Annotated in this window: 12 protein-coding genes; 6 read left to right on the top strand and 6 right to left on the bottom strand. The window is 70.1% G+C overall.

The window, feature by feature from the left end:
* Positions 1 to 293 precede the first annotated feature (293 nt).
* Both LZ686_RS13695 and LZ686_RS13700 read left to right on the top strand, forming a co-directional pair.
* Positions 294 to 2438 (top strand): malate synthase G, encoded by a 2145-nt coding sequence (locus tag LZ686_RS13695; protein WP_349548154.1) that lies wholly within the window; start codon positions 294 to 296, stop codon positions 2436 to 2438.
* Between the two features lie 73 nt (positions 2439 to 2511).
* The gene (locus tag LZ686_RS13700) at positions 2512 to 3687 is read left to right on the top strand and encodes a nucleotide sugar dehydrogenase (RefSeq protein ID WP_349548155.1); all 1176 of its coding nucleotides are present in this window, start codon (positions 2512 to 2514) and stop codon (positions 3685 to 3687) included.
* Here the strand turns inward: LZ686_RS13700 and LZ686_RS13705 are convergent, their stop codons facing one another.
* The 3 genes from LZ686_RS13705 to LZ686_RS13715 form a co-directional block, all read right to left on the bottom strand.
* Complete coding sequence (locus tag LZ686_RS13705; protein ID WP_045999827.1) at positions 3688 to 4299, bottom strand: hypothetical protein; 612 nt, start codon at positions 4297 to 4299, stop codon at positions 3688 to 3690.
* Between the two features lie 65 nt (positions 4300 to 4364).
* On the bottom strand, positions 4365 to 5069 hold the full coding sequence (locus tag LZ686_RS13710; protein ID WP_349548156.1) for an anti-sigma factor family protein: 705 nt from the start codon (positions 5067 to 5069) through the stop codon (positions 4365 to 4367).
* Between the two features lie 24 nt (positions 5070 to 5093).
* The gene (locus LZ686_RS13715) at positions 5094 to 5609 is read right to left on the bottom strand and encodes a sigma-70 family RNA polymerase sigma factor (protein ID WP_208863817.1); all 516 of its coding nucleotides are present in this window, start codon (positions 5607 to 5609) and stop codon (positions 5094 to 5096) included.
* Between the two features lie 162 nt (positions 5610 to 5771).
* Between LZ686_RS13715 and LZ686_RS13720 the strand changes: the two genes are divergently transcribed.
* The 4 genes from LZ686_RS13720 (at position 5772) to LZ686_RS13735 (ending at position 9074) form a co-directional block, all read left to right on the top strand.
* Positions 5772 to 7040: a S8 family serine peptidase gene (locus tag LZ686_RS13720; protein ID WP_295170661.1), complete on the top strand. Its 1269-nt coding sequence runs from the start codon at positions 5772 to 5774 to the stop codon at positions 7038 to 7040.
* Between the two features lie 70 nt (positions 7041 to 7110).
* Positions 7111 to 7506 (top strand): hypothetical protein, encoded by a 396-nt coding sequence (locus LZ686_RS13725; RefSeq protein ID WP_349548157.1) that lies wholly within the window; start codon positions 7111 to 7113, stop codon positions 7504 to 7506.
* A gap of 72 nt (positions 7507 to 7578) precedes the next feature.
* Positions 7579 to 8754 carry a PqqD family protein gene (locus LZ686_RS13730; protein ID WP_349548158.1) on the top strand — a complete coding sequence of 392 codons (1176 nt, stop codon included), beginning with the start codon at positions 7579 to 7581 and terminating at the stop codon, positions 8752 to 8754.
* A 56-nt stretch (positions 8755 to 8810) separates the two neighbouring features.
* On the top strand, positions 8811 to 9074 hold the full coding sequence (locus tag LZ686_RS13735) for a hypothetical protein (protein WP_045999830.1): 264 nt from the start codon (positions 8811 to 8813) through the stop codon (positions 9072 to 9074).
* Here the strand turns inward: LZ686_RS13735 and LZ686_RS13740 are convergent.
* The 3 genes from LZ686_RS13740 to LZ686_RS13750 all read right to left on the bottom strand — a co-directional run bounded on the left by LZ686_RS13740 (position 9071) and on the right by LZ686_RS13750 (position 12319).
* Entirely contained in the window at positions 9071 to 10426 is a 1356-nt protein-coding gene (locus LZ686_RS13740; protein ID WP_349548159.1) for an ABC1 kinase family protein, read from the bottom strand. The two genes, LZ686_RS13735 and LZ686_RS13740, sit on opposite strands and share 4 nt — an antisense overlap.
* Complete coding sequence (locus tag LZ686_RS13745; protein ID WP_349548160.1) at positions 10423 to 11355, bottom strand: NAD(P)/FAD-dependent oxidoreductase; 933 nt, start codon at positions 11353 to 11355, stop codon at positions 10423 to 10425. The genes LZ686_RS13740 and LZ686_RS13745 overlap by 4 nt, the downstream gene beginning before the upstream one ends.
* 79 nt (positions 11356 to 11434) lie before the next feature.
* Complete coding sequence (locus LZ686_RS13750; RefSeq protein ID WP_045983699.1) at positions 11435 to 12319, bottom strand: LysR family transcriptional regulator; 885 nt, start codon at positions 12317 to 12319, stop codon at positions 11435 to 11437.
* Positions 12320 to 12431: the final 112 nt, after the last annotated feature.

The following is a 12431-nucleotide window of genomic DNA, read 5'->3' on the forward strand; positions in this document are numbered from 1 at the left end:
CCCCAAACTAGTCGCAGGCAAACGACGGCGCGGCAGAATTGCGACATTCTGCCAGCGGAAACGGACATCGTGATCATGTGCGCGCCTATGAAGGAAGGAAGCCTCGCCACCCCCCATCGAGGGGGGCGGCAAGGCTGCGGGGCCCCCGGACCCCCGCGACACCAGGCCGCGACACCCTGTTTGCGGACACAATGGAAAATCGTTCCAAAACCCTTGGCAAACTTGCTGGGGTGACGTATCCCACCCTTGGGGTATGGCCCGATGCCGAATCCCCGCCATCCGAGGAGAGCCCCATGACCCGTTCCGCCACCCCCCGCCACGGCCTTGAGGTCGATACCGACTTTGCGAAGTTCATCGAGGCGCAGGTGCTGCCGGGAACCGGCGTGACGGCGGATGCCTTCTGGCAGGGCTACGCCGGGCTGCTGGACGGATTCGCGGCCGAGAACGTCGCCCTGCTGGAACGCCGCACCGAGCTGCAGCGCCAGATCGACGCGTGGCACAAGGCTTGCGGAAACCAGCCCTGGGACGCCGCCGCCTATCGCGCCTTCCTGACCGAGATCGGCTATCTGGTCGCCGAACCAGCCCCGTTTGCCGTCGAGAACGGCGACATTGACCCCGAGATCGCCACCCTGGCCGGGCCGCAGCTGGTCGTGCCGGTCAGCAATGCCCGCTTTGCCCTGAACGCGGCGAACGCGCGGTGGGGCTCGCTCTATGACGCGATGTACGGGTCGGACGTGATGGGTCCGGTGCCGTCGGGCGGGTTCGATCCGGCGCGCCGTGACGCAGTCGTGGCCAAGGCGGCCGCGTTCCTGGATCAGGCGCTGCCGCTGGCCCAGGGCAGCCATGCCGACGTCACCGCCTATGACGCCGACGCGCAGGGGCTGGTTGCGACCGTTGGGGGCCAGGCCGCGCGGCTGGCCGATCCGGCAGCCTTTGTCGGCACCCACCGCGACCGCGCCGACACCGGATACGTCCTGCGCCACAACGGGCTGCATGTCGAGCTGGTGATCAACCGCGACCACCCGATCGGGGCGGCATCCGCCAGCGGGCTGCGCGACGTCGTGCTGGAGGCCGCGCTGTCGGCCATTCAGGATTGCGAGGACAGCGTCGCCGCCGTCGATGCCGAGGACAAGATCGGCGTCTATGGCAACTGGCTGGGCCTGATGAAGGGCGATCTGGCCGAGACCTTCGAGAAGGGCGGCACGTCGATGACCCGCCGCCTGGAGGGCGACCGGACCGTGACGCGGCCCGACGGGAGCACCGTGACGCTGCAGGGCCGCGCCCTGCTGCTGGTGCGCAACGTGGGCCATCTGATGACCACCGACGTGATCCGCAAGGACGGCCAGTCCACGCCCGAGGGGCTGATGGATGCGATGGTCACCGTCGCCTGCGCCATCCATGACCTGAAGAAGACCGAAGGCCCCCGCAACAGTCGTGCCGGCGCCATCTATGTCGTCAAGCCCAAGATGCATGGCCCCGAAGAGGCGGCATTCGCGGACCGCGTCTTTGCTCATGTCGAGACCGCCCTGGGACTGGCCCCCAACACCGTCAAGCTGGGGCTGATGGACGAGGAGCGCCGCACCAGCGCCAACCTGGCCGCCTGCATCCACGCGATCCGCAACCGGATCTTCTTCATCAACACCGGCTTCCTGGATCGCACCGGCGACGAGATCCACACCTCGATGCAGGCGGGTGCCTTCGTGGGTCGCGACGGGATGAAAACCGCCACCTGGCTGAAGGCCTATGAGGATCGCAACGTGCTGATCGGCCTGGCGTCGGGCATGCGGGGCCGCGCGCAGATCGGCAAGGGCATGTGGGCCAAGCCCGACGCCCTGGCCGAGATGCTGGAGGTCAAGGTCGGCCACCCGAAATCGGGCGCCAGCACGGCCTGGGTTCCCTCGCCCACCGCGGCGACGCTGCACGCGCTGCACTATCACCAGATCGACGTGGCCGCCCGCCAGGACGAGCTGCAGGGTCAGCCGATCCCCGACCTGGACCTGCTGCTGACCCCGGCTTTGGCCGACGGCCCGATCCCGCAGGATCAGGTCCTGCGCGAGCTAGACAACAGCGCGCAGGGCATCCTGGGCTATGTCGTGCGGTGGGTCGATCAGGGCATCGGCTGTTCCAAGGTGCCCGACATCGATGACGTGCAGCTGATGGAAGACCGCGCCACCTGCCGCATCAGCGCGCAGTACCTGGCCAACTGGCTGGAGCACGGGCTGATCACCGAAGCCCAGGTCGAGGACGCGCTGCGCCGTATGGCCGCCAAGGTCGACGGCCAGAACGCGGGCGATCCCGCCTATCGCCCGATGGCACCCGATTTTGACGGGCCGGCCTTCCTGGCCGCCCGTGACCTGGTGCTGACCGGAACGCAGCAGCCGTCCGGCTATACCGAACCGGCGCTGCATGCGCGCCGGGCCGAAGCCAAGGCGATCTAGCACTCCACGCGGCGGCGGTTGCAACGCCGCCGCCGCACGCTATTGTGCCGGCCACATCATCAAGGGGCCAACCATGTCCGGGAAAACAATCGCCGTCGCGGGCATTGGCTATGTCGGCCTGTCCAATGCCGTCCTGCTGGCCGCGCGCAACACCGTTCGCGCGCTGGACGTGGACGCGGGGCGCGTGGCCATGCTGAACGACCGGCGCTGTCCGATCATCGACGAGGACATCGCCCATCACCTGGCCACCCAGAACCTGGACCTGACCGCGACGACCGACCCGGCGGCGGCCTATGCGGGGGCCGACTTCGTGATCGTGGCGACGCCCACCGATTATGATCCGGTCACCAACTACTTCAACACCTCCAGCGTCGAGGACGTGATCCGGGATGTCACGCGGCTGGCGCCGCAGGCGGTGATCGTGGTCAAGTCGACGGTCCCGGTGGGCTTTACCCGCGACGTTCGCGCCCGGCTTGGCACGGAGCAGGTGATCTTCAGCCCCGAATTCCTGCGCGAAGGGCGCGCGTTGCACGACAACCTGCACCCCTCGCGCATCGTGGTGGGCGAGGACAGCGCCCGCGGCCGGACCTTTGCCGACCTGCTGGTCGAGGCGGCGCTGGAGGACGACGTGCCGGTCCTGCTGACCGGCTCGACCGAAGCAGAGGCGATCAAGCTGTTCGCGAACACCTATCTTGCCCTGCGCGTGGCCTATTTCAACGAGTTGGACAGCTATGCCCTGTCGCTTGGCCTGGACAGCCGCCAGATCATCCAGGGTGTCGGGCTGGATCCGCGCATCGGCGCCCATTACAACAACCCGTCCTTCGGCTATGGCGGCTACTGCCTGCCCAAGGACAGCAAGCAGCTGCTGGCGAACTACAACGACGTGCCCCAGAACCTGATCGCCGCGGTGGTCGAGGCGAACCGGACCCGCAAGGACGTGATCGCCGACGCCATCCTGGCGCGCAGGCCGCAGGTGGTGGGCATCCATCGCCTGGTGATGAAGGCCGGGTCCGACAATTTCCGCCAATCCGCCGTCCAAGGCATCATGAAGCGATTGAAGGCAAAGGGGCTTGAGGTCGTTGTGTTCGAACCCGCCCTTCCCGACGCGCGGTTCTTCGGGTCAGAGGTGATCCGCGACCTAGCCGCGTTCAAGGCGCGTGCCGACCTGATCGTGGCGAACCGCCTGACCCCGGACCTGCAGGATGTGGCCGACCGCGTGTTCACCCGCGATCTGTTCGGCGGGGACTGATCACAGACGCTCGCGCAGCTTGGCCTCGATCTGGCGGCGGCGCCAGCGCGACCGGATCTGGCGTGCATAGAGGTTCTGCGGACACAGCGACATGTCGTCGCCCTCTCCCTTCATCGCGAAACGGCGGGCGGCGGCGGCGATGCGGCTGTCGGCGGCGGTGATGGCTGCCACCGTCACCTCGACCTCGCGGATGTCGCCGGGCTCGAGCGCGTCGAAGCTGCGGTGGCGGGCGCGGTCCAGCAGGTCCAGCACGCTGCCGATATCGACGTGATCGCCGCTTTTCAGCGGTCCCTGCAGCGTCGCCTCGCGCGGGGTTGCGTGCTGGCCCTGCGCGATCTCGGTTCGGTCGGCGACCGAGGACATGCGCTCTCCGCTGGCGGTCCAGACGGTCAGCATGATCTCCAGCACATAGATCGGCTCGAACCCAAGGTTGCTGACCAGGATGCGTGCGGACAGGTTCCGCGCGCCGCCCAGCTGGATCAGGATCTCGGTCCGGCGCTGGCGGCGCAGGCCCGACACGATGATGTGCAGATACACCATCCAGACCAGCGCCGTGACCGCCGCCATTCCGGCCTGAACCAGCCCGCTGTTCTCAGATATCCAGTCCCACATGCCCCACCCGGCCTTTCCTCAAGGCCCCCCAACACGACCCGCGGGCCGGATGTTCCATGGCGGGATCAGTCAGACAGGGCGGCAGCCTCGGCCGCGGGGTCCAGCGCAGGCCCCGCCCCCAGATCGTCCAGCGCGGTGTCGATCAGGCCGGTTCCCAGGTCCGACGCGGGCAGATAGGCGTCCTGCCCCGCGCCCGGGACCGCCAGCGCCACCGACCAGCCGCCCTGGTCGCGGCACATCAGCGCGCGTTCCGCGCCCGCCTCGATCAGACGGCACAGACCCAGGTCGGTGTCATAGCTGGCCAGCGCCCGCGCCACCGCCCCGCCCGGCAGGGCAGCCTCACCCCCCGTCGGCACCTGGGCCAAGGCGGCCGCCGCCTGCTGCAGGGTGGCGCCCGCAGGGGGCGTCGCCCGGCCGGCCAGGAACCCGCCCAGGCCCACTGCCAGGACCAGCGACGCGGCCATTGCCCAGGCCGCCATCGGCCGCGCAGACACCCTGCGCCTGAATGGCACGACGACCGGATCGGAAGCAGGCGTGCCCGCCATGACGGTCGCGATCAGCCGGTCGGGCACGGGTTCCGGAGGATAGGCCGCCTGCAGGCCATGACGGGTATCGGCGAACAGCGCGAAGCGGTCAGCCAAGGCGGGGTCGGTCTCGATCCGCCGCCACAGGCGTTCGGCGGTGGCCTCGTCCAGTTCGCCATCCGCCAGGGCCATCAGCATCTCGTCGCTCTCGTCGTTGGGATCAATCGGGGGGTCGATACGGGTCATCGGATCATGCCTTTGCGGATTGCTTCAGCCCAGCCTGGCCGACAGCAGGGCGGGATCGTCCTGCAGCGCCTGCGCCAGGGCCGCGCGGGCGCGGCCGAGGCGGCTCATTACCGTGCCCAACGGCACGTCCAGCGCCAGCGCGGCCTCGCGATAGCGCATGCCCTCGACGCAGACCAGCATCAGCACGACGCGCTGATCCTCGGGCAGGCGGCTCATGGCGCGACGCACATCGGCCAGATGCAGGCGGGTCTCGGTCACCTCGCGGCCGTCCTGGCCCACAAGAGGCATGGCGTCGTCATCGTCCAGGCTGTCGGTGTCCCGCCGGGCGCGTACATGGTCGATGAAGCTGTTGCGCAGGATGCGGAACAGCCAGCTGTCCATCCGCGTCCCCGGCACGAAGGCGTCCAGGTTTCGCAGCGCCTTCTCGACGGTGATCTGCACCAGGTCGTCGGCCAGCGCGTGCTGGCCCGACAGGCCGCGGGCAAAGGACCGCAGGCGGGGCAGCAGCGCGATCATCTGGGCGCGCAGGTCATCGGTCACGGACAGGGTCCCCCCTTGCGATCTTGGTTGACCTTGAAACGTGGCCCCTTCGCTTTTATTCCATCGCACGCGAAAGAAAAGTGCGCGCAGCGGACCGATGGGAATAGACTGGCCCCGCCGACCGTTTCCATGACCCGACCCGATCGCATCAAGGACCCGCCGATGACCCAGGACGCCCCGACCACTCGCCGCGCGCTGCTGACCCGGATGGGACTGGCGGCCGGGCTGGCCTATGCGACACCGACGCTGATCGGGACCGGCACGGCCCGCGCGTCCGATGCCAGCGCGCCGTCGGGGCGGGCATCGGTGTCGCGCCCGGTGCGCCAGCGACGGCGCCGCGCGCCTGCCCGTCCCGAGATGGTCGTGATCCTGGCGCCGGGACAAAGCCTGCAGCCGCTGCAGGCGGCAGGCTATGACGTGCTGTCGCAGCGCGACAACGCGACGTTGGCGCGCCGCGCCGCCCGGCTGCGCCTGCCGCCGGGCCGCAACGCTGCCCAGGCCCGGGCAGAGATCGCCCGCCTGCTGCCCGGATCGACGGCGGCGCTGAATTCCCTTTATCGCCCCGACGACCTGACCTGCGACGGCGCGGACTGCGCGGCCCAGCAGATGATCGGCTGGCGCCCTGCCGATCTGCAGGCCCGGCCGCGGATCGGCATGATCGACACGGGTGTCAATCCCGACCATCCCGCGTTGCGCGGTCAGTCGCTGCGCGTGAACCAGGTCGACCTGGACGGGCGGAACGCGGCGGGGCGCCGGCATGGCACCGCCGTCGCTGCCCTTCTGATCGGCAACGCGCAGGGTCGCGCCCCCGGCCTGCTGCCGCGTGCCGACCTGATCGCGGTCGAGGCGTTCCACAGCCGCGCCGATGGGGCGGCGGCGGATGCGTTCTCGTTGCTGAACGCGCTGGACGTGCTGATCCAGGCGCGGGTGCAGGTCATCAACATGTCCTTTTCCGGCCCTGCGAACCCCGTGCTGCGCCAGGTCGTCGTCGAGGCGCGCGATGCGGGCATCGGCCTTGTCGCGGCCGCGGGGAATGGCGGGCCGGGCGCCGCCCCCGCCTTTCCCGCCGCCTGGCCCGAGGTGATCGCTGTCACCGCCGTCGATGCCGACCGTGCCCCCTATCGCCAGGCGGCGCGGGGTCCGCATGTCGCGCTGGCCGCGCCGGGGGTGAACCTGTGGACCGCCGCCTCAATCGAGGGGGGGCGGCTGCGGTCGGGGACATCGTATGCCGCGCCCTTCGTGTCGGCGGCGCTGGCGCTTGGCATGGCGCGCGACGGGCTGAGCGCGACGGATGCGCGCGACCGGTTGTTCCGCTGCGCCGCCGATCTGGGGGCACCGGGCCGCGACCCGGTGTTCGGCCACGGCATGGTCGCGTCGCCGTCGGCCTGCCCCGAGGCAGAATCGCAGATACTTTCCGTCAGCGGGGAATAAGCCGCCCCGCCGGCCCGTTGCATCCATGAACCGGACAGGACCGGTTCCGGCAACACAAAGGAAGAAGCCCATGTCCGATACGTCCGATATCCGCCTCTCGCGTCGCGGCCTTCTGGCCAAGCTGGGCCTGGCCGCAGGGGCCGCCGGCGCGATCTATGCCGCCCCCACCCTAGTCGGGTTCGGGGCGGCCCATGCCAGCGGCGCCAGCGGTCGCGGCGGCGGCAGCGGCAGTGGCGGCCGTTCCGGCAGCGGCCGGGGTGGCAGCGGTCGCGGCAACAGCGGCCGGGGTGGCAGTGGTCGGGGCGGCAGCGGTCGCGGGGGAAGCGGGCGGGGCAATGGCGGCCGCGGTCGCGCCAGCCGGGCCAGCCGCGCGTCGCGTCCCGACAACCGTGGCGTTCGCGGCCAGCGCGGCAGCCGTCCCTCGCGGCCGGGCACGCGCCGCGACTGGTCCAAGCCGTCGCGCTGATCCACAATGGCGCCCCCGTCCCGAACCCGCCCCGTCCGCGCCGCGCGCCAGTCGCCCGGCGCGGACTGCCATATGCATTTTCCCGGCACTGGCCTGTCACTGCGATTGCAGGGTGCGGGGCCGGTCCGCAGGGCGCTGATGGGCGCGATCCGCGGATGGCAGCCGCAGACCTTGTCCGCGCCACGACCGGGCCACCGCCAGACGCTGGTGACGCAAGGGCCGGGCGGGTTCGTGGCGCGTTCCCCGTTCTTTCAGGGCGATCTTGGGGGGCTGGATGCGGCCAGCGCCGCCTGCGCCCTGATCGCCGATCTGTCCGAGGGGTTTCTAGCAAACCGTCCGGGCTGCATGGCGCTGCATTGCGGGGCGTTCCGTTTCGCGGGCGATCTGATCCTGCTGACGGGTCCGACGCGGGCCGGAAAAAGCACGCTGATCGGGCGGCTGACGGCGGAACCGGACGTCACGGTGTTCTGCGACGACGTGCTGCCGCTGACCGCCGACCTGAAGGCCGTAGCCTTGGGCATCGCGCCCCGCCTGCGGCTGCCCCTGCCAAAGGGGACGACCGCCGCCTTCCGCCGGCATGTCGCCATGACGCCGGGGCCGCGCGACAGGCGCTATGCCTATCTGGCGGCGCCCAACGTCGCCCCACACGGCACCCAGGCCCGGCCCGGCACGCTGATCGTGCTGGACCGGCGCCAGATCGGCCCCGCCACGCTGCACCGCATGGATCGCGATCAGGCGATGCACCACCTGCTGGCGCAGAACATGGGCGATCTGGGCAGCGCCGACCAGGCCTTTGCCAAGACCCGCGACATGGCCGCCGCGATGACCTGCCTGAGACTGGTCTATGCCGATCTGGAGGACGCGGTCGCCCTGCTGCGCCGGGCCTTCGCCCCCGACGCGCCATTCCAGACCAACGTGCCGCTGGCCGGTCCGCTGCCCGATCCGCTGCATGCGCCGGAAAGGCGGTCCGTTCCGGTGCATCCCGACCGGGTACTGCGGCAGGCTCCGGGGATCGTGCTGCGGCGCATGGGGTCGGGGGCATTCCTGTGGACGCCCGCCGACCCTGTTGTCTGGCACCTGAACCCGGTCGGCCACGCGGTCTGGGCGCTGCTGGAGATCCCCGGCAGCGCCGCCGATCTGGCCGACACCCTGGCCGAGGTCTTTGCCGACGTTCCCCGCGACCGCCTGACCCGCGACATCGCGGCCCTGATGGGCGACCTGCTAGAGGAGGGGTTCGTCACCGGATGAACCCCGCGCCCCGCACCGGCGTTGCCCCTGCTGCATGTCCGCCCCGGGAGGCCTTGATGACCGACACCGCCCTTGCCACGCTGGAAGCCCGTCTTGTCGCGCAACGCCGCCTGCTGGCGCGGCTGGTCGCGGCGCTGGAACCGCAGGCCCGACAACCCGTCCTGGACTGGCTGGACCAGCGCGAAACGCTGCGCGACGGGCAGGAGGATCCCGGTGCCGTCCCGGCCGAGGGCGTGGGCCAGGCCCTGACCGTCACGGACGAATTCCGCATGATCCTGCGCCTGGCCCAGGACCGCCTGCACGAGATGGACCAGCCCTAGCGCCGCGCCTGCAGCATCTGCGCCAGATCATCGGGCCGGATCAGCGCATCCAGGTCGACCCGCGCGCGCAGCCGCGACAGCAGCAGGTACAGCCCGCCGATCTTGCGGTGCAGGAACAGGATCTCGGGCGGGGGCATCTCGGCCCGGGTGCGGGTGCGGGCCACCTGCATCGCCAGATCGGCGACCTGGCGGGGAATGTCGCTGTGCGTCAGGTCCATGATGCCGCCCGCACGCAGCGGATCGAACGCCAGGTCCATGATCTGCAGCAGCACGTCCTGATGCGCGGCATCGGTCTGGTCGCGGAAATAGCCGATGTCGATGGCGGCGCGGCGCACCCCCTCGCGGTCATCGGCCAGCGCGGCACGCAGCAGCGCCAGATAGCGCGGAGCCACCGGCGCCGAAAAGCCGCGCGTCGCCCCGAAATCCAGCAGCACGATGCGCCCGCCATCCGGATGCGTCTCGTCAGGCTGCCAGCGATAGTTGGCAAAGTTCGGGTCGGTCTGCATCAGGTCGAACCGGAACAGCTCCTCGATGACCAGGCGGGCCAGGTGATGGGCGGCACGGTCGCGGGTGGCCTGGGGGGCGTCGGACAGCGCCTCGATCGGGCGGCTGTCGATGAAATCCATCGCCAGAACGTCGGCCGTGCTGAACTGATCGTCGGGCACCGGCAGGCGGAATTCGTCGCGCCCCGCCAGATTGGCGGCATAGAGGCGCATCTGTGCGGCCTCGCGCAGATAATCGGCCTCGGCATGCAGCTGGCTGCGCGCCTCGTCCATCAGGGCAGGCAGGTCGACCCCCTGCGGCATCAGGCCGGGGATGCGCAGCAGAAGGCCCATATTGTCGATGTCGCTGTCGATGCTGTCGCGCACACCGGGATACTGGACCTTGATCGCCAGGTCGCGCCCGTCGCGGGTCTGCGCGCGGTGCACCTGCCCGATCGATGCCGCCGCGATCGGCCTGACCTGAAAGCGGGCGAAATGGCGCAACCAACCCGGCCCCCAGGCCCGGTCCAGCACCGCCTGCAGCTGCTTGGGCGGCATCGGATCGGCGTCGGCGCGCAGCCGCGCCATGATCTGCGTCAGTTCGGGGGGCAGAAAGTCACCGGCCTCCATCGACACCAACTGGCCCATCTTCATCGCGGCGCCGCGCATCTGGGCCAGCTGCCCGGCCAAGCGGGCAGCATTCGCAGGGGTCAGGAACAGGTCCTGGGCGGAAGGCCGCTGCCCCGTCGCCAGTTGGCGTGCGCCCTGCGCCAGGGCGCGGCCGCCCATCCCGCCCGCCAGCCCCCCAAGGCGCAGCATCCGCGTCAGGCGGCCCTGCGGCACGGGGCGGGGGGTGCGGTCTTCCGTCATGATCGGGCCAGCAGATGCACAGCCATCGCGCGGCCGCTGGCCCAGCCATGTTCCGCATGGGGTCCCAACGCCCAATCCCCGCCGACGATCAGCCCCGCCGCGTCATCCGCCAGAAACGGTCGGCCAAGCACCGCATCGGTCTGCGCGTACAGCCAGCGATGCGCGACAGCGTGGCGCAGGTGATCCGGCTTGGCCCCCAACAGGTCCAGCAGCTGTGGTGCGATCAGATCCGCCAGTTCGGCAAAGGGCAGGTCGATATGGGCCATGCTGAAGTCCGGGTCGGCCTGAACGACCCAGGTGGTTAGCGGCTGTCCCTGCCGACCGGGCTTTGCGCCGTCCTGCGCGACCCAAGCCAACGGTCCGGTGCCGCGATGCGTGACGAAGGGGCGCGGAGCGGCGGGGTCCAGCCCCGCCATGACCGTGACGCTGGCCTGATAGCGGACCTGCGCCAGCGGCGTGGCAAAGGCGTGGGCCACGCCCAGCAGATCACGCGCCTGCGGGGCGGGAATGGCCAGAACGACGATGTCGGCGCGGTGGTCGATCCCCTCTCCGCGCAGGTGCCAGCCGTCGGGGTCCCGGTCCAGCGCGGTGACCATCAGGCCGGACCGGACGTCCAGTCCCTGCGCCAGCGAGCGGGGGATCTGGGCCATGCCGGGCGTGCCGATGATGCCGCCGTCCCACGGCGCGGCGTGGCCGTCGCGGACCATCGCCTGCAGCAGCGCGGCGAAATCGGGATCGATGGCTGGCAGCACCTGCGCACCGTGGTCGAACCGCAACCCGTCGTCGGTGCAGCGCGTGGCCAGCCTGCCGCCGATGCCGCGACCCTTGTCAAACACCGTGACGGCATGCCCCGCATCCGCCAGCGCCCGCGCGCAGGTCAGCCCGGTGATGCCCCCTCCCATGACCGCCACCCTGACCTGTCCGCCCATGCCGCCCGCCTTTCCTGTCGCGCTCAGCAGGACAGAGTGCGGCGACAGGCGCAAGGCGGCATTCTGTCCGCCCGCAAGATCAGGCCAGATCCAGCCGCCCGACAAAGTCCAGGAATGCCGCAAGGGCCGCCGTCACCAGCTTGCGGCTGGAATAGACGACATGGATCGGCACCCCCGGCAACGCATGATCGGCCAGGACCGGCACCAGCAGGCCGCGCGCCAGATCATCGGCCACCTGGAATTCGGGCGCCAGCGCGATGCCCTTGCCGCCCACCGCCAGCGCACGCAGCAATTCGCCGTTGTTGCTGGAGAAGGCGGGTGTGATCTTCTGATAGACGACCTCGGTACCGCTGCGCAGCGGCCAGGTGCCCGGCCCCTTGAGGTTGGTGTAATGCAGGCACTGGTGGTCGCGCAGGTCGGCCGGGCGCTGCGGGCTGCCGTGACGGGCGACGTAATCGGGCGATGCGACCAGCATGATGTTGGCGTCGTGCAGGCGGCGGGCGTGCAGGCTGCTGTCCTCCAGCGTGCCGATGCGGATGACCGCGTCGAAACCGTCACGGGTCATGTCCGACCGGCTGTCGTCCAGCACCACGTCCAGCTGGATGTCGGGATGTTCGTCCATGAAGCGCATCAGATGCGGCTGAAAGACCTTCAGCGTGTATTGCACCGGCACGCCCAGCTTCAGCGGGCCCGAGGGGCGGCTGGAGGCGGCGCGGACGTCCTCGAACGCGGCGTCCAGGCGGGACAGGATGTCGGCCACCTGCGCGTGAAAGCCCAGGCCCGCCGCCGTGGGCGTGACGGCGCGCGTCGTGCGGGTCAGCAGGCGCGTACCCAGATCGGCCTCCAGGTCGGCGATCATCTTGCTGCACATGCTTTTGGAGATGCCCATCCGCCGTGCGGCGGCGGCAAAGCTGCCCTCGTCGATGATGGCCACGAAACTGCGCAATGCCTTGAGGTCCGTCATATGTCCCGATCCGCCCGATGGTCCCGCATCAGGATGGGCATACGGCACAAATGACAAGACCGCCACGCATCTGCGTGACGGCCCGTCATCAGTCGTCATCGTCCGGGAACGA

Origin of the sequence: Paracoccus sp. NFXS7 (assembly GCF_040148865.1) — a bacterium.
Lineage (GTDB): Bacteria > Pseudomonadota > Alphaproteobacteria > Rhodobacterales > Rhodobacteraceae > Paracoccus > Paracoccus marcusii.